At 67.8% G+C, this 17,146-nt stretch carries 13 protein-coding genes; 5 read left to right on the top strand and 8 right to left on the bottom strand.

Going from position 1 to position 17,146, the window contains the following annotated elements:
• Nucleotides 1-13 precede the first annotated feature (13 nt).
• The 3 genes from AAAZ40_RS09810 to AAAZ40_RS09800 are packed head-to-tail and all read left to right on the top strand — an operon-like array spanning nt 14 to nt 3,483.
• Nucleotides 14-808: a DUF2189 domain-containing protein gene (locus AAAZ40_RS09810; protein WP_476660194.1), complete on the top strand. Its 795-nt coding sequence runs from the start codon at nt 14-16 to the stop codon at nt 806-808.
• Nucleotides 805-1,032, top strand: coding sequence for a DUF2788 domain-containing protein (locus AAAZ40_RS09805; protein ID WP_476660193.1), 228 nt, complete (start codon nt 805-807; stop codon nt 1,030-1,032). Before AAAZ40_RS09810 ends, AAAZ40_RS09805 begins: the two co-directional genes overlap by 4 nt.
• A gap of 36 nt (nt 1,033-1,068) precedes the next feature.
• The gene (locus tag AAAZ40_RS09800; RefSeq protein WP_476660192.1) at nt 1,069-3,483 is read left to right on the top strand and encodes a GspE/PulE family protein; all 2,415 of its coding nucleotides are present in this window, start codon (nt 1,069-1,071) and stop codon (nt 3,481-3,483) included.
• A gap of 49 nt (nt 3,484-3,532) precedes the next feature.
• On the opposite strand, the gene AAAZ40_RS09795 is transcribed toward AAAZ40_RS09800, so the two are convergent.
• From AAAZ40_RS09795 to AAAZ40_RS09785, 3 genes are read right to left on the bottom strand one after another with little or no spacing between them, the layout of a single operon-like run.
• Nucleotides 3,533-4,804, bottom strand: coding sequence for an acyl-CoA dehydrogenase family protein (locus AAAZ40_RS09795; RefSeq protein ID WP_476660191.1), 1,272 nt, complete (start codon nt 4,802-4,804; stop codon nt 3,533-3,535).
• A 38-nt stretch (nt 4,805-4,842) separates the two neighbouring features.
• A complete protein-coding gene (locus AAAZ40_RS09790; RefSeq protein WP_476660190.1) occupies nt 4,843-5,964 on the bottom strand; it encodes a phosphotransferase in 1,122 nt (373 codons plus the stop codon).
• Nucleotides 5,965-5,974: 10 nt separating this feature from the next.
• Complete coding sequence (locus AAAZ40_RS09785; RefSeq protein WP_476660189.1) at nt 5,975-6,694, bottom strand: Crp/Fnr family transcriptional regulator; 720 nt, start codon at nt 6,692-6,694, stop codon at nt 5,975-5,977.
• Nucleotides 6,695-6,867: 173 nt separating this feature from the next.
• On the opposite strand from AAAZ40_RS09785, the gene AAAZ40_RS09780 reads away from it, so the two are divergent.
• Nucleotides 6,868-8,859, top strand: coding sequence for a hypothetical protein (locus AAAZ40_RS09780; protein WP_476660188.1), 1,992 nt, complete (start codon nt 6,868-6,870; stop codon nt 8,857-8,859).
• Here the strand turns inward: AAAZ40_RS09780 and AAAZ40_RS09775 are convergent.
• Nucleotides 8,850-9,857 carry a D-2-hydroxyacid dehydrogenase family protein gene (locus tag AAAZ40_RS09775; RefSeq protein ID WP_476660187.1) on the bottom strand — a complete coding sequence of 336 codons (1,008 nt, stop codon included), beginning with the start codon at nt 9,855-9,857 and terminating at the stop codon, nt 8,850-8,852. The genes AAAZ40_RS09780 and AAAZ40_RS09775 overlap by 10 nt on opposite strands.
• 91 nt (nt 9,858-9,948) lie before the next feature.
• On the opposite strand from AAAZ40_RS09775, the gene AAAZ40_RS09770 reads away from it, so the two are divergent.
• Nucleotides 9,949-11,178 (top strand): MFS transporter, encoded by a 1,230-nt coding sequence (locus tag AAAZ40_RS09770; RefSeq protein WP_250960192.1) that lies wholly within the window; start codon nt 9,949-9,951, stop codon nt 11,176-11,178.
• Here the strand turns inward: AAAZ40_RS09770 and miaA are convergent.
• The 4 genes from miaA to mutL form a co-directional block, all read right to left on the bottom strand.
• Entirely contained in the window at nt 11,175-12,203 is a 1,029-nt protein-coding gene (miaA, locus tag AAAZ40_RS09765; RefSeq protein WP_476660186.1) for a tRNA (adenosine(37)-N6)-dimethylallyltransferase MiaA, read from the bottom strand. The two genes, AAAZ40_RS09770 and miaA, sit on opposite strands and share 4 nt — an antisense overlap.
• A complete protein-coding gene (locus tag AAAZ40_RS09760) occupies nt 12,200-13,429 on the bottom strand; it encodes a multidrug effflux MFS transporter (protein ID WP_476660185.1) in 1,230 nt (409 codons plus the stop codon). The genes miaA and AAAZ40_RS09760 overlap by 4 nt, the downstream gene beginning before the upstream one ends.
• Nucleotides 13,430-13,458: 29 nt before the next feature.
• A complete protein-coding gene (gdhA, locus tag AAAZ40_RS09755) occupies nt 13,459-14,802 on the bottom strand; it encodes an NADP-specific glutamate dehydrogenase (protein ID WP_476660184.1) in 1,344 nt (447 codons plus the stop codon).
• A 160-nt stretch (nt 14,803-14,962) separates the two neighbouring features.
• The gene (gene mutL, locus AAAZ40_RS09750; RefSeq protein ID WP_476660183.1) at nt 14,963-17,143 is read right to left on the bottom strand and encodes a DNA mismatch repair endonuclease MutL; all 2,181 of its coding nucleotides are present in this window, start codon (nt 17,141-17,143) and stop codon (nt 14,963-14,965) included.
• Nucleotides 17,144-17,146: the final 3 nt, after the last annotated feature.

Raw genomic sequence — 17,146 nt, 5'->3', positions numbered from 1 at the left:
CCTTGACCCTTCCATGAAACCTGCCCCGCCAGACCCGGACGCGCCGCCGCGCATCGACTTGGCTGCTCCCTGGCGCTGGCTGGCGCTGGGCTGGCACGATTTGCGCACCAACCCAGTGCCAGGTTTGGTGCATGGTGCCGTGGCAGCGGCCTTTGGTTGGCTGCTGTTGCAAGTGGCGCAGGGGCAGTTCTGGTGGCTGATGGGCGCTTTTTCGGCCCTGTTTCTGCTGGCGCCGTTGTTTTTGGTCGGGCTGTTGCAAGTCAGCCGCCAGGCGCAACTGGGGCGGCGCGTGGGGCTGGCGGCGGTCTGGCAGCTCTGGCGCAGCGTCGAACCGCGCCTGGTGCTGTTTGGCGTTCTGCTGGGCTTGGCCGGCATGGCCTGGGTGCTGACCTCAGCCGGGCTGCTGCTCGTGCTGGCCTCGCAGCCCATCAGCAACCTGGACGACTTTATCCAGCACGTGGTGCTGGCCCCGAACGACTGGCTGTTTGAGCTCTGGCTGATGGCGCTGGCCTTGCTGGCGGCGCCGGTGTTTGCCTCCAGCGTGGCGACGCAGGCCTTGCTCATCGACACCGCGCAGCCCTTGCCGGTGGCGGTCGCGCACAGTTGGCGCGTCGTGGCCCTGTATCCGGCCGTGATGGCCTTGTGGGCGCTGCTGATCGCGCTGCTGGTGACGCTGGGGCTGTTCACCTACCTGCTGGGCCTGATCGTGCTGCTGCCCTGGCTCGGCCATGCCACCTGGCACGCCTATGTTGAACTCAAACGCGCCGGCAGCTTTGGTCTGCCCGGCTCCTGGGGAGGTGTGAAATGACACCCCCCGGAACCGTACTGGGCTTTACCGAAGCCCAGATCGCCCAGTTTGGCCTGACCATAGGCTTGGGCGGCTTCATTTTGCTGATGCTGGTGATCGTCTTCAAGCTGGCGCGCGAATCCAAGGCGGGCAAGTTCGGCACTTTCATCCTGCTGCTGGTGCTGTCGTTTGGCATCGTCGGTTTTCTGGCCAAAAGCGTGATCAAATGGTTCATTGACAAATAGCTCCCCTGACCTGGCAGCTGAGCCTGCACTGTGCACATGAACCGAACCCATTTCGAATTGCCCGACCTGCTTCAGGATGAAACCCTGGAAATCGGGCAAACCGGTCTGATTTGCAGCGCCGACGGCTGGGGCGAGCAAACCGTTTCGGGCCTGTTGCTCGACTTCGATCAGGCTGCCCGCCTGATCAAAATCCGGCCCACGGCACAGCCGCGCAGCCTGAGTTTGAAGTTCAACCAGGTCAAGCGCCTGAAAATCGACTCCCGTCCGGGGAGTGCGGCGCAGCAAGGCCACGCCGATGCGCACAGTCTGGATCTGCTGCCCGCCACCCATTCTTTTCTGGTGTCCTTGCGCGACGGCGCGCTGTACTCTGGCATTTGCCTGGGCTACAGAAAAACCGAGCAGGGCTTGTGGATTTTTCCCAAATCCGTGCTGGATGGCGAGCCGCAGCGTGTATTCATACCCAAAAGCGGCATTTTGCGCTTCGAGTTGCGCACCGGGCAGGAAAGTCAGATCGCCGACACCGATTTTGCCCAGACCGTGCTGCACGAGTGGGTACATACGCAGCCGCTGGCACCGGTGGCCGGCGAGGCGCCTGCGGTGGTGGAAACCTTGGCCGATTTGCAGCGCGCCTTGCAACGGCAGGCCAGGTTGCAGCCGGTGCCCGTCGGCGAGGCGCTGGTGGGGTTGGGCAAAATCACCTCGGAGCAGCTGGCGCAAGTGCTGCAATGGCAGCAAGCCGACCAAAGCCGGCAACCGCTGGGGCAGCTGTTGCTCGATAAAGGTTTGGTGTCTGCAGCCGATCTGCAAACCGCCTTTGCCCGCAAAATGGGTTACCCCTTTGTCAACTTGCACAAGTTTCCGATCGATGCCACGGCCTTGCGCCGCGTCCCCTTTGCCTTGGCACAGCGCTTGCAGGCGCTGCCGCTGGTCGAGCAGGGCGGGGCGTTGGTGGTGGCAATGCTCGACCCGCTCCAGTTTCGGGTCATCGATGATCTGGAATTCACGACCCAGCGCAAGATTTTGCCGGTGGTGAGCGTCAGCGCCGAAATCGGCGCGTGCATTCAAAAAGCCTACCGCGAGGTGGGTTTGAGCGCATTGTCCAACGCCACGGCGCACCCTTCAGGCGGCGCTGTCAGCGCCCGCCCCAGCCCGAGCCAAGGGTCACAGGATGCGGTGCAGCTGGCGGTTGAACTGGTCGGCGGAGCCAAGGACGATGCCGAAGAAAAGCCAATCGAGCAGTCCGACAACACCTTGGTGCGGCTGATCAACTCCATGATCGCCGAAGCGCACCAGCAAGGGGCCTCCGACATCCACATCGAGCCCTATCCGGGGCGCCAGAAATTGCAGATCCGCTTTCGCATCGACGGCCAGATGCGCAACTACCTCGAGCTGCCGGCCAACTACCGCAACGCCTTGGTGGCGCGCATCAAGATCATGTGCGACCTCGATATCTCCGAACGCCGCAAGCCGCAGGATGGCAAAATCGATTTTGCCAAATTCGGTGGCTTGCCGATCGAGTTGCGGGTGGCCACCGTGCCGACTGCGGGCGGGCTCGAAGACGTGGTGTTGCGGCTGTTGTCTTCGACCAAGCCATTGGCGCTCGAGCAGTTGCAGCTCAATGCCCGCAATCTGCAGCGTTTCGAGGCCTTGGTCGAGCGCCCCTACGGCTTGTTTCTGTGCGTCGGCCCGACCGGTTCCGGCAAGACCACCACCTTGCATTCGGCGTTGCAGCGCATCAACACCCCGGACCGCAAAATCTGGACCGCCGAAGACCCAGTCGAAATCACCCAGCGTGGTTTGCGCCAGATACAGGTCAATGCCAAGATCGGCTGGACTTTTGCCGCCGCCCTGCGCACCCTGTTGCGTGCCGATCCGGATGTGATCATGGTGGGCGAAATCCGCGACCAAGAAACGGCCGAAATCGCCATCGAGGCTTCGTTGACCGGGCACTTGGTGTTTTCGACCCTGCACACCAATTCGGCCGCCGAAACCGTGGTGCGCCTGATCGATCTGGGGGTCGACCCCTTTTCCTTTGCCGATTCGCTGCAAGGGGTGTTGGCGCAGCGCCTGGTGCGGCGCTTTTGCAAACATTGTGCTGTCGAGCAGCCGCTCGAGAGCGCCCAGATCGATGAGCTGCTGCGCGACTACCAAGCCATGCTGCCGGCCACGCACCCCTTGCGCCAAGGCCAGGCCCTGCTCGACGAATGGCTGCAGGCTTACGCCAAAGACGGGCATCTGCACGTGCGCACGGCCCGCGGTTGCGAGCATTGCGGCCACACCGGTTATGCGGGCCGCTTGGCCCTGCACGAGCTGTTGTGCGGCAGCCCGGGCATGCGCCGCCTGATTCAAACCCGCGCGCACCCGGCCGAGATTCAACACCTGGCGCTCGAGGAGGGCATGCGCACCCTGCGCTGCGCCAAGACGGCATCGAAAAGCTGCTGCAGGGCCTGACCAGCCTGTCCGAGGTGCGTTCCAACACCGTGGGTTAGCCTTGACTTTTTCAGCAGCCCCGGGTCACCGGGGACTCCAGCTCGGTGGCTGTGGCTGACGCCTGTAGCTGGTGGCGCGCCAGTTCCAGCTTGGCGATCGCCATGCGGTGCACTTCGTCGGGGCCGTCGGCCAGGCGTAGGGTGCGCTGGTTGGCGTAGCTTTGCGCCAACACGAAATCTTGCGACACGCCGGCGCCGCCGTGCGCCTGGATCGCCCAATCCAGCACCTTGCAGGCGACGTTGGGGGCCACGACCTTGATCATGGCGATTTCGGCCTTGGCGACCTTGTTGCCCACCGTGTCCATCATGTAGGCGGCCTTGAGGGTCAGCAGCCGCGCCTGCTCGATCAGGCAGCGCGCTTCGGCGATGCGCTCGTGCCAGACCCCCTGCGCCGCCAGCGGCTTGCCAAAGGCCACGCGCCGCGTCAGGCGCTGGCACATCAGCTCCAGCGCGCGTTCGGCGGCGCCGATGGAGCGCATGCAGTGGTGGATGCGGCCCGGCCCGAGGCGGCCTTGGGCGATCTCGAAACCGCGCCCGGGGCCGAGCAGGATGTGGTTGGTGGGCACGCGCACCTGCCTGAGCTGCACCTCCATGTGGCCGTGCGGGGCGTCGTCGTAACCAAACACCGTCAGGGCGCGCTCGATCTGCACGCCGGGCGCATCGGCTGGCACCACGACCATCGACTGCTGGGCGTGCCGGGGCGCCTGCGGGTCGGTTTTGCCCATCAGGATGAAGACAGCGCAGCGCGGGTCGCCGGCACCCGAGGACCACCATTTGCGCCCGTCGATGACCAGTTCGTCGCCGTCGCGCTCGATGCGGCATTGGACGTTGGTGGCGTCGGACGAGGCGACTTCGGGCTCGGTCATCAGGAAGGCCGAGCGGATGTCGCCGCGCAACAAGGGGTTGAGCCAGCGGTTCTTGAGCGCCTCGCTGGCGTAGCGCTCCAGCGTTTCCATGTTGCCGGTGTCGGGGGCGGAGCAGTTGAACACCTCGGGGGCAAAGCCGACACGGCCCATGATCTCGCACAGCGGGGCGTACTCGAGGTTGCTCAAGCCCTCGGGCGCGCGTGGGGAATTGGGCAAGAACAGGTTCCACAGACCGGCGGCGCGGGCCAGCGGCTTGAGCTGTTCGACCAGTGCGGTCGGCTGCCAGGGGTTGCCACGGGCGCGGTTGGCGGCCACCTCTGCCATGAAGCGCGCTTCGTTGGGGTAGATGTGGGCTTCCATGAAGGCTTGCAGGCGCGCTTGCAGGTCTTTGACCTTGGGGCTGTAATCGAAGTGCATGAAAGCTCCTCTGGGTGGGCGGGGTGGGCGGGGGCAGATCAGGCAGCGCGCGCGGCAAAAGACCAGGCCAGCTCGGCCAGCGGCCGCGCTCCGGCGCCGGACTGGCGCGCCTGGGCGCTGGACGCGGTGCCGGCCTCGACCCGTTTGGCGATTCCCTGCAGAATCGCCGCCAGCCTGAACAGGTTGTAGGCCAGAAAGAAATTCCAGTCCTGTTGCAGCGCACGGGGCTCGTAAAAACCCGTGCTGGCGCAGTAGCGCTCGATGTACTCGCGCTCGCTGGGGATCCCCAGCGCGGGCAAATCGAGCCCGGCGATGCCGCGAAACAGCCCTGGCTCGATGTGCCAGGCCATGCAGTGGTAACTGAAATCAGCCAGCGGGTGCCCGAGGGTGGAGAGCTCCCAGTCCAGTACTGCCAGCACTTGGGCCTGCTCGGGGTGGAATACCAGGTTGTCGAGCCGGAAGTCGCCATGCACCACGCACACGCGGCTGTCGTCACGCGCCAGCGCCGGGATGTGGCGCGGCAGCCAGTCGATCAGGCGCTCCATCGCGGGGATGGGCTGCGTCACTGAAGCCTGGTACTGCTTGCTCCAGCGCGCGATCTGGCGCTCGAAGTAGTTGCCGGGTTTGCCGTAGTCGGCCAGTCCCACGGCCTGCACATCGACCCGGTGCAGCGCCGCCAGCACGCGGTTCATTTCCAGGTAGTGGGCGCGCCGCTGCGCCGCGCTCAGGCCGGGCAGGGCTTGCTCCCAGAGGATGCGGCCGGGCACGTATGCCATCAGGTAAAAGGCGCGCCCGATCACCGTTTCGTCCTCGCACAGCAGTTCCATGCGCGGCACCGGCACCGCTGTGTCGGCCAGCGCGCTCATGAGGCGAAATTCGCGCTCGATGGCGTGCGCCGAAGGCAGCAGCTTGGCCGCCGGGCCCGGTTTGCTGCGCAGCACCCAGTCGCGTTGCGCCGTGCGCAGGCGGTAGGTGGGGTTGGACTGGCCGCCGGGGAATTTCTCGATCTGCAAAGGGCCGGCAAAACCGGGCAGATGCGCATGCAGCCACGGCTCCAGCGCGCTGGCATCGAAGGGCAGATCGGCAGCCGGTGCGCCGGGGGCCGAGTCCGCTGCGGCCAAGTCGTGGGAGGAGGGGTCGATCATGGCCGCTGGGTGCATGTCAAGGGCTTCAGTGTTCGGCGGCGGCGATGCGCAGCAGCGCGCTGCGGTCGCACACCACCAGGCCGCCGGGTTCGATGCGGATGGCTTGCTCGCGCTCCATCGATTTGAGTTCTTGGTTGACGCGCTGGCGCGAAGCGCCCAGCATCTGCGCCAACTCTTCCTGTGCCAACTGCAGCCCGATGCGGGTCTCGCTGGCGTTGGCCAGGCAGGGCACGCCGTAGCTGCGCGACAGGTGCAGCAACTGCTTGGCCAGCCGGGCGCGCAGGGGCAGGGTGTTGAGGTCTTCCACCAGTCCGAACAGGTTGCGGATGCGCCGCGCCTGCAGGCGCAACAGGGCCTCGTAGAGCTCCACGTGCTGCGACAGGATTTTTTGGAAATCCTTGCGCGCCACGCACAGCAGCGAGGTGGGCCCGTGGGCGTAGGCGTCGTGGGTGCGGCGCTCGCCGTCGAACATCGCAATCTCGCCAAACCAGACCCCGGGTTCGACGTAGGTGAGCGTGACCTGCTTGCCCGCCAGCGAGGTCGAGCTCACGCGCACGGCGCCCTTGCTCACCGCCGACCATTCGGTGGGCGGGTCGCCGCGGGCGGCGATCAGGTCGCCGTCCTGGAAGCGTCTGACGAAAGCGCATCGGAGGATGTCGTGCCGCAGTGAGGGTGAAAGGGTGTTGAACCAGCGACCGCTGTTGATCGCTTCGCGTTCCTGCATTGTCAGAATGGGTTCGTCCATGGGCTGTCTTGTGGGTGACTGGGGGCTGTGCGAGGTGTCGCCGGGGTGACCGCGCGGGTGGGTGCACGCAATGTTTGCGCCCATCGATAGACATGAAATGGGGGGCGGGGGTTTCATGTGCCAAAATGAGCGCCGGTGAACGAAACAAGCACGATCAAAACAAGGATTGGCAGATGATGAAGTTGGCGCTGGGCAGCGCGCTTTTGGTGGCGGTCACGCAAACGCTGGCGACAGGCTTGGGGCCGACCCAAGGCGATGTCATTATCGGTCGTCCCTTCGATATTCTGGTGCCAACCCGCGTCGAGCCCGGTCAGGGCTTGGCCGACTTGTGCCTGCAGGTGCGGCTGCAGTATGGCGAGTCGCAAGTGCCGGACGCGTCGCTGAGCACCAGCTTGCAAGCCGCAGGGGCTGGGGGTGAGGCCCTTCTGCGGGTGCGCAGCACCGAACCCATCAACGAGCCGATCGTGACCTTGGGGCTGCAGGTGGGCTGCCAAACGGTGTTCAGGCGCACCTACACGCTGCTGGCTGACTGGATTGCGGTGCCGGCTGTTGCGGCAGCCGACCCAGCCGCTGCCGCCCTGGCTGCCCCGGCGCCTGTGCCCATGCCCGTGGCCAACGGTGCGCCAGCCACCCAGGCCGCAGCCGCCGTGGTGCCGGCAGCGCCACCCCCTGAGCAAACCCCGATCCGCCTGAGCGCACCCGCAGCGCGCCCTGCGGGCCTGGAGCGCTTGCGCAGCAAAGCGCCGCCCCGCCTGGCCCCAGTGCCTGCCGCCGCGCCGGCTGCGCTCGCCACACCCGCCACCACGCCGGCCCCGCCGCCGCCGCTGGCTGCTGGCGCGCGCCTGCAGCTCGACCCGATCCCGATGCCGGCGCAGGCGCCACCGGTGGTGGCGGCTGCGCCCGAGGGCGCTGCGGCTGCTGCGCTGCCCGATGCCCCCTTGGCCGAAGCGGGTGCAACCCAAGCCGCCCTGACCGCCCAGGAGCAGGAGTTGCTGGCGCTGCGTGCCGAGCAGGAACAATTGCGCCTGGCCCTGCAAAGCACCCAAGCCCAGTTGTTGCAAATCCAGGCCCAGGCCCAGGCCGGTGTGCCTGCGGCGTGGCTGTACGGGTTGGGCGCGTTGCTGTTGTTGCTGCTCGGCGGGGCCTTGTATGCCCATCGATCGGGGCGCTTGCTGCTTGCGCGCCCGCCCACAGCCGCGCCGCCGGCACCGTGGTGGGAATCCACCTTGCCCGATCAGGCCATTCAGCCCAAGCCGGGCCTCGAGCCGTCGCCACCCATGGCTGCGCCTGCGCCAGCGCCAGTCGCGGTGCCCGAGCCCGGCGGCTCAGGCCACGACGCCGAGACCACGAACCCGGCTGCCCGTGCTCAAACCCCTGCGCTGCCTGCGGTCGGCGCGCCGGCGGCGGCTGCACCGGCCGTTGCACCCACCCCGACTCCTGCAGCGCTGTCTTCGGACTGGCTCGATGCCGATGCGGTCACCGGGCTCGAGGTGGCCGAAGGCCGGGCCTCGATGTTTGCGGAAGTGCCTGTGGCGGTGCTCGATCAGCGTGCCTTGGTCGAGGCCTGGCAGCAGGCCGAGTTTTTCGAGTCGATCGCCCAGCACACCCAAGCCATGGAAGTGCTCAAGGCGTTCGTGGCCGGGCATGCGCGAGCCAGCGAGGCCCCCTACCTGCGTTGGTTGGTGCTGGCTGCGCAAGCCGGCGACGCGTCCGAGCTGGCCGAGGCCACGCGTTTTTATGAAAACCACTTCCAGCGCATGGCGCCGCGCACCGAAGCCATCCTGGCGCAGCGCGGGCTCGAAGACAATGTGGCGCTGCTGCAAACCCTGCAGGCGCAGTGGCCGCAGTCGGCGGCAGCGGCGCTCATCGAGCGCGCCCTGGCCTCTCAACCCGGTGAGCCCGGTGGCGAGCTGACGGTGCGCACCCTCGCAGCTTTCGACGATTTGATCACCTTGGCCGACGTGCTCGATGCGGTGCTGAATCCACCCACGCCCATGCTCGATCTGGGCTTGGCCCCGGCGCCATCCGAGCCAGCGGCCCCGGCGGCCCCGGCGGCGGCCTCAAAGCCCGACTCGATGTCGATCGATTTCGACCTCGGGCAGTTGGATTGGGGTCAGGGCAAAGCCGCGGCCAAACCCGATCCGGACTCAGGCGCTCAACGCTGATAGTGCAGCGACCCGGGGTTGACGATGTGGGTCGGGGTGCCTTTGATGTAGTTGAGAATGTTGTCGAACGCGGCCGAAAAATACTGCTCGTAGCTGTTTTGCTCAACAAAGCCGATGTGCGGCGTGCAGATGCAGTTTTCCAGTCGCAGCAGGGCATGCCCCTGCAAGATCGGCTCGGACTCGAACACATCCACCGCCGCCATGCCGGGCCGGCCGCGGTTGAGTGCGGCCACCAGCGCATCGGGCTGGATCAGTTCGGCGCGCGAGGTGTTGACCAGTAGGGCCGTGGGCTTCATCAGGCTCAAATCCTCAAAGCTCAGGCAGCCCTGGGTGCTGGCCCCAAGGCGCAGGTGCAGGCTGAGCACATCCGACTGCGCCAGCAGCTCGGCTTTGGACGCGGCGGCCTCGTAGCCGTCGGCGCTGGCCTGCGCGCGCGCGGCTTCGCTGCCCCAGACCAGAACCCGCATCCCAAAGGCGCGGCCGTAGCCAGCCACCATGCGCCCAATGCGGCCGTAGCTCCACACCCCCAGCGTTTTGCCGTGCAGCACCATGCCGATGCCAAAATTGGCCGGCATGGAGGCGGTTTTGAGGCCCGACTGCTGCCAGACCCCGTGCTTGAGGTGCGCCACGTAATGCGGCAGGCGGCGCATGGCGGCCAGAACCAGCGCCCAAGTGAGCTCCGCCGGGGCCACCGGCGAGCCTTTGCCTTCGGCCACCGCCACCCCGTGTTCGGTGCAGGCATCGAGGTCGATGTGCGGCCCCACGGCCCCGGTTTGGGCGATCAGGCGCAGCTTGGGCAGCTTGTCGAGCAGCTGGCGCGTGATCTGGGTGCGCTCGCGGATCAGTACCAGCACCTGGGCGTCGCGCAGCCGCACCGAGAGCTGGCCCACGCCCTTGATGGTGTTGGTGAACACCTTGGCCGGGTAGGGTTCGAGCTTGGCGGCGCAGGGCAGCTTGCGCACGGCGTCTTGGTAGTCGTCGAGGATCACGATGTTCATGGTGGCTATTGTGCCCGGCTGGCGCGGCGGCTGCGGCTGCAATAGTGGCACACGGCGCGCGGTTGGGCATTTGGGCTTAACATGGCCGCCCATGTCCAGCCTACAACTTTCTGCAGCCGCTGCCCCAGCCCTTGCCGTGCCGTGGCGCGCCGACGCGCGCGTGATGGGCTTGGTCGGGCTGGCGCACGGCAGCTCGCATTTTGGCCATCTGCTGCTGCCGCCGCTGTTTCCGCTGCTGATGCTCGAGTTTGGCCTGTCGTTCACCGACGTCGGCCTGCTGATGACGCTGTTTTTTGCCGTCTCCGGGCTCGGGCAGGCGGCCTCGGGCTTTGTGGTCGATCGCGTGGGCGCGCGTCCGGTGCTGTTTGCCTCGCTGCTGCTGTTCATGGGGGCAGCCTTACTGGCCTCGCAGGCCGATGGCTACACGACGCTTCTGCTGGTGGCCGCACTCGCCGGCTTGGGCAACGCATCCTTTCATCCGGTCGATTTTTCTATCCTCAACCAGCGCGTGTCGGCCTCTAGGCTGGGCCATGCCTACAGCGTGCACGGCATCAGCGGCAACCTGGGGTGGGCGCTGGCGCCGGTGTTTTTGGTGGGTTGGTCGATGCTGCTGGACTGGCGCAGCGCCTACCTCGCCGCCGCTGGGTTGTACCTGTTGGTGTTCTTGCTGTTGCTCTGGCAGCGCGAGCACCTGCAATCCGAGGTGCTGCGCCGCCCGGCGGGTGCAGCGGCGGGCAGCGACCTGGCTTTCATGCGCCAGAGCGTGGTCTGGTGGTGTTTTGCCTTCTTTTTGCTCACCACCCTGACGCTGGGTGTGGTGCAAAACTACTCGGCCTCGATCCTGAAGGCGCTGCACGGCGTGAGCCTGCAGGCCGCCACGCTGACGCTGAGCGCCTACATGGTGTGCGGGGCGCTGGGCATGTTGGCGGGCGGTTTTGTGGCGGCGCAGGCGCGGCGCAGCGATTGGGTGGTGGGCGCTTCGATGGCCGCTGGTGCGCTGCTGCTGCTGCTGGCCGCCACCGGCTGGCTGGGCGGCACGGGCACCATGCTGCTGCTGGCGGCCACGGGTTTTGCGGTCGGTATTGCCGCGCCCAGCCGCGACCTGCTGATCAAGCAGGTCACGCCCAAGGGGGCCACCGGGCGCGTCTATGGCACCGTGTACTCGGGGCTGGACGTGGGCTTTGCCATCGCGCCGCTGATTTTCGGCGTGTTTATGGACCGCGGCTGGTACGCCGCCACCTTGGCCGGTGCGGGGGTGGTGCTGCTGCTGTCGATTGGCGTGGCGCTGGGGGTGGGGCGGCGCAGCCCACTGCGGCGCTAACTGCCCTGCAACGCCGCGCAGGCGGCCTCGAGCAGCCCCGTGCTTTCGCACGCCAGCACCCGGCGCTGCGGCAGGCTGCGCAGCCAAGTGAGCTGGCGTTTGGCCAGCTGGCGCGTGGCGGCTGCACCTTGTTCGGCCAAGGTGGCGAGCTCGGCCGCTGTGAACTGGCTGCGCCCGCTGGCCTCGAGCGCATCCAGCGCCTGCCAGACCTGGCGGTAGCCGACGCTGCGCAGGGCCGGCAGGCCCGGGTGCAGGTCGGGGCGCTGGCGCAGGGCACGCACCTCGTCGATCAGCCCGTGCTCGAGCATGGCGGCAAAGCGCTGCCCGATGCGCTGGTGCAGCCAGGCGCGTTCGAGCGGCTCCAGCGCCAGCAGCAGGCCCGGCTGGCCATTGATGTGCAGCGGCTGCGATCCGGCCGGGTTGGGAGCGCGCTGTGCGCGGGTGTGAAACGACGACAGCGGCCGCCCGCTGGCGCGCCAGACTTCGAGCGCGCGCCCGATGCGCTGCGCGTCGTTGGGGCTCAGCCGCGCCGCCGTGGCGGCATCCACCGCCGCCAGCTGCGCGTGCAGCGCCGGCCAGCCCAGTTGCGCCGCTTGGGCCTCCAGCGCAGCGCGCAGCGCCGGGTGCGCGGCCGGCATGTCGTCTAGGCCTTCGAACAGCGCCTTGAAGTAGAGCAGGGTGCCGCCCACCAGCAGCGGCAGGCGGCCGCGCGCGGCGATCTGCGGCAGCAGGCGTTGCACGTCGGCGACGCAGGCCGCTGCACTGTAGCTCTGGCTTGGGTCGAGGATGTCGATCAGGTGGTGCGGCACGGCGGCGCGCTCGGCGGCGCTGGGTTTGGCGCTGCCGATGTCGAGCCCACGATAGACCAGCGCCGAGTCGATGCTGATGATCTCGAGCGGGTACTGGCGCGCCAGCGCCAGCGCCAGCGCGGTCTTGCCGCTGGCGGTGGGGCCGGCGATGGCCAGCCAGGCTGGTGGCGCGCTGGTGGGGCTGGTGGGGCTGGGGCCTGAGGCGCTGGGGTTCATCGCGCTCGCTCGGGCTGGTGTGGGGCCGGTGCCGGGTCGCCAAAGCGCTGCACCAGCGTCCAGGCCACGGCGGCGATCAGCACGCTCCAGAACCACAGCCCGTCGGTGAGCGGGCGCACGCTGGCGCCTTCGGTGCCGGTGGGCATCTGCGCCGCCAGATAGGTGCCCATGGCAAAAGCCACCATCATCATCAAAAAGCCGCTCAGCGCCGAGGCCGTGCCGGCAGCGTGCGGGAACGGCCCCACGGCCCCGCTCTGGCCGCACGGTTGGTGCATGCCGTGCGCCAAAATGAACAAATAGTAAGGCAGCATGATCGCCCAGACGCTGTGCCAGCCCAGCCAGCCCAAGGCGCCGATCAGGCTGCCGCCGCACAGCGTCAGGGCGCCGGCCACGGCCACGGTGCGGCGCAGCCCCAGGCGCACGATCAGGCGTCGGCACAGCACCGTGCCCACAATGTACACCGCCGACATCGAAAACATCAGCAAGCCGTATTCGGTTTTGCTCAAGCCCAGCGCGTTGATGAACACGAACGACGAGCTGGCCAAAAACGTGAACAAACCGGCATACGAGGCGCTAAGCAGCAGCGCCCAAGCCCAAAAAGTGGGGTGGCGCAAAATCACGCCCCAGGTGCGCAGCAGCACCGCCGGGCGCAGCGCCTGTGGGTTGGGCTGGCGCAGGCTTTCCTCGAAGCGCCACAACACCAGCGCCAGCACGGCGGCCCCAAACAGGGCCAGCACGCCCAAGGCGGCGCGCCAACCCATCCAGTCCGACAACAAACCGCCCAGCGGCGCGCTGATGCAGGCCAGCACGCCCAAGCCAGTCAGGCCCTTGGACATCATGCGTGCGCCCTCGACCGGGGCGTAGAGGTCGCGCACAATGGCGCGCGCGCCCATCACGGCCGCACCCAGCGCGGCGCCTTGCACGATGCGCCACAGCACCAGCTGCTCGACGTTGGCGGCAAACACGCTGCCCACCGAGGCCAGCGCGTACAGCGCCAAGCCCGCCAGCAAGATCGGGCGCCGGCCATAGCGGTCTGACAGTGGGCCCCAAAACAGTTGCGAGAACCCAAAGGCCAGCAGCAGCGCCGACAGCGTGAGCTGCGCCTGGTGCATGGTGGCACCCAGGTCGAGCGTCAGCGCCGGCAGCGCCGGCAGGTACAGATCGGTGGTGAGCGGCTGCAGCCCCAGCAGCAGCGCCAGCAACAGCACCACCAGCCCAGCGGGCATGGGGGCTGCTGGCGGCTGCCGGGCCGGGCTCAAATCACCCCTTGGGCCAGCATGGCGTCGGCCACCTTGACAAAGCCGGCGACGTTGGCGCCGTCGCTGTAGCTCACCGAGCCGTCGGCGCGCTTGCCGTGGCGCACGCAAGCCTCGTGGATGCCGACCATGATGCCGTGCAGGCGCGCATCGACTTCGTCGCGGTCCCAGTTCAGGCGCATGGCGTTTTGGCTCATCTCGAGGCCCGAGGTGGCCACGCCGCCGGCGTTGCTGGCTTTGCCCGGCGCGTAGAGCACGCGTTCGGCTTCGAGCAGGCGGATGGCGTCCATGGTGGTGGGCATGTTAGCACCCTCGGCCACGCACTTGACGCCGTTTTTCAGCAGGGTGCGCGCGTCGTCGGCGTCGAGCTCGTTCTGCGTCGCGCAGGGCAGGGCGATGTCCACCGGAACCGCCCAGGGCTTGACGCCGGCCTCGAAGCGCGAGCCGGTGCGCTGCGCGTAGTCGCTGACGCGGCCGTAGAGGTGGTTTTTGACCTCCATCAGCTCGGCCAGCTTCTCGGTGTTGAAGCCGTCTTCGTCGATCACGGTGCCGCTGGAGTCGGATACGGTGACCACTTTGGCCCCCAACGCCATGGCTTTTTCGACCGCGTACTGGGCCACGTTGCCCGAGCCAGAGACGCTCACGCGCAGGCCGTCGAAGCTCATGCCCTGGCGCTTGAGCATTTCTTGGGCGAAATAGACCGTGCCGTAGCCGGTGGCCTCGGGGCGGATGAGCGAGCCGCCAAAGCTCAGGCCCTTGCCGGTAAAGACGCAGTCGGCGCGGTTCGAGAGCTTTTTCATCATCCCGGCCATGTAGCCGACTTCGCGCCCGCCCACGCCGATGTCGCCCGCGGGCACGTCGGTGTCAGAGCCGATGTGGCGAAACAACTCACTCATCAGCGCCTGGCAAAAGCGCATCACCTCGCCCGGGCTCTTGCCCTTGGGGTCGAAGTCCGAGCCGCCCTTGCCGCCGCCCATGGGCAGGGTGGTGAGGGCGTTTTTGAAGGTCTGCTCAAAGGCCAGAAACTTGAGGATCGACAGGTTGACCGAGGGGTGAAAGCGCATCCCGCCCTTGTAGGGGCCGATGGCCGAGCTGTGCTGGATGCGGTAGCCGCGGTTGACCTGCACGTCGCCGTGGTCGTTGACCCACGAGACGCGAAACATGAGCACGCGCTCGGGCTCGACCAGCCGATCGAGCAACCCCTGTTCGGCGTACTTGGAGTGTTGCTGGATGAAGGGCCACAGGCTCTCGACGACCTCGGTGACGGCTTGCAAAAACTCGGGCTGACCGGGGTTGCGCTGGCTAACTTGGGCAAGAAAATCGTGCGCGCTGGCGTATTTCATGACGGGATGGTGGTTGTATGGGGGTGGGATGGACTAGAAAAGCGCACCGATTTTGCACCAATTTTGCGCCTAATTTGGCCTCAATTTGCCCCATGGTGGTGCGAGCAGCCCAATTCGGCCTAGATACCGCCCTAGACTGCTTGAGAATGGTGCGCAACCCCTAGCGCCCGCGCAAAAACAGGGCGTCGAGTTCTTTGAGGCTTAGCTGGCGCCAGGTCGGGCGGCCGTGGTTGCACTGGTCGCTGCGCTCGGTGGCTTCCATCTGGCGCAGCAGGGCGTTCATCTCGGGCAGGCTCAGGCGCCGGTTGGCGCGCACGGCGCCGTGGCAGGCCAGGGTGGCGAGCAGATCGTCGCGGGCGCGTTGCAGCAGTTGGGTGCCGCCGTGTTGCTCGAGTTCGGCCAGCACGCCGCGCGCCAGCGCCACAGCGTCGCCTAGTGCCAAGGCAGCGGGCACGGCGCGCACCGCCAGCGTCAGGCGCGACAGAGGCTCGATCTGCAGCCCGAGCCGTTGCAGCGCCTCTTGCTGCACCTCGGCCGTGGCCAGCTCCAGCGCGGTGGCGGCAAAGGTGGCCGGAATCAGCAGCGGCTGGCTGGGCAAGGTGGCGGCGGCGGCGTTCCACTGGCGCTTCAGGCCTTCATAGACGATGCGCTCGTGCGCGGCGTGCATGTCCACCAGCACCAACCCGTGGCGGTTTTGCGCGAGGATGTACACCCCGTGCAACTGGGCCAGCGCGTGGCCTAGGGGCCAGTCGGTGTCGGGGGCGGGCTCGGGTTGCGGCTGGCCTAGATCGGGGGTTGTTGCTCCTGCTCCTGCTCCTTGCGTGGCTTGTGTTGCCTCGGTGCTGCCTTGGGCTGCGCTCTGCGGCCACGACCCGTAGGCCGGTGCGGATGAAGGTGTGGCTTCGGGCCTGCGCGGCCACAGCGCCGCGACATCGCTCACCTGCCGCCCAGCTAGGCCGCTTGTTGCCGCGCGCTCGGGCCACGCTTGGGCGTTGGGCCAATTGCTGGCGCTGGGCCAATTGCTGGCGCTGGGCCACGAGGCCAGCCCCAGCCCGGTTTGCGCCGCCGTCGCTAGGGCGGGTGGCGCGGCGGGGTGCAACGGGGCGCTGGCGTGCGCCGCAGGGGTTGGGGCCAGTTGCGGCGCGCGCGGGGCCGCCAGCACCTGCTCCAGCGCCTGGCGCACCGCCTGGTGCACGGCGCGGCCGTCGCGAAAGCGCACCTCGATCTTGCTCGGGTGCACGTTCACATCGACCCGCGCCGGGTCCAACTCCAGCAGCAGCACATACACCGGCTGGCGCTGGCCGTGCAGCACGTCCTCGTAGGCGCTGCGCACGGCATGGCCGATCACCTTGTCGCGCACGAAACGGCCGTTGACGTAGCTGTACTGCTGGTCGGCGCGGGCGCGTGCCACCTGCGCCAGCCCGGCGCGGCCCCAGACGCGCAAGCCGCCGCCGCGCCAGTCAAAGGGCAGGCTGTGCGCCAAAAAATCCTCGCCCAGCACGGCCGCCATGCGCGGCGCCAGTGCCTCGGTGTTGCCCGGCAGGGGGGCGCTGGGCTGGGTGGTGCTGGGCTGGGTGGTGCTGGGCTGGGTGGTGCTGGGCTCGATGGTGCCGGGTTGGTAGCCGCTAGGCTCGAGGGCGCCGGGTTGGGTGGCACCGGGTTGCTGGGCATGGTGGGCGCGCCACTGCTCGATCAGCTTGCCCTCGTGCCAGATGGCAAAGCCGACGTCGGGCCGGGCCAGCGCGTGGCGGCGCACCGCCTCGACGCAGTGCGCGAGTTCGGTGGCGTCGCTCTTGAGGAACTTGCGCCGCGCCGGGGTGGCGTAAAACAGCTCGCGCACCTCGACCGTGGTGCCCACGCTGCGCGCCGCCGGCTGCAATTCGCCCGTGCGCCCGTGCAGCAGCCAGCCGTGGGCCTCGGGGGCCTCGGCGCTGCGCGAGCACAGGCTGAGTTCGGCGATCGAGTCGATGGCGGCCAGCGCCTCGCCCCTGAAACCCATGGTGGCCACGGTTTCGAGCTCAGCCAGATCGCGCACCTTGCTGGTGGCGTGGCGCTTGAGCGCCAGCGCGAGCTCGTCGCGCGCGATGCCGCTGCCGTCGTCCTCGACCACGATCAGGCGCACGCCACCGGCTTGCAGCCGCAGCGTGAGCTGGCGCGCCCCGGCGTCGAGCGCGTTGTCGATCAGCTCGCGCAGCACCGAAGCCGGGCGCTCGATCACCTCACCGGCGGCGATCTGGCTGATAAGCGCGTCGGGCAACTCGCGGATCGGCCGCCGCGGCTGGGTGCGGGCGCTGGCAGCGGGCGCTGCGGCGGCGGGGCTGTCGAAGGGGGCGGTGCTCACGCC

This window comes from Serpentinimonas sp. SMBJO2, assembly GCF_056341105.1.
The sequence above is the reverse complement of the archived record's forward strand: the minus strand, read 5'-3'. Positions and strand labels throughout refer to the sequence as shown.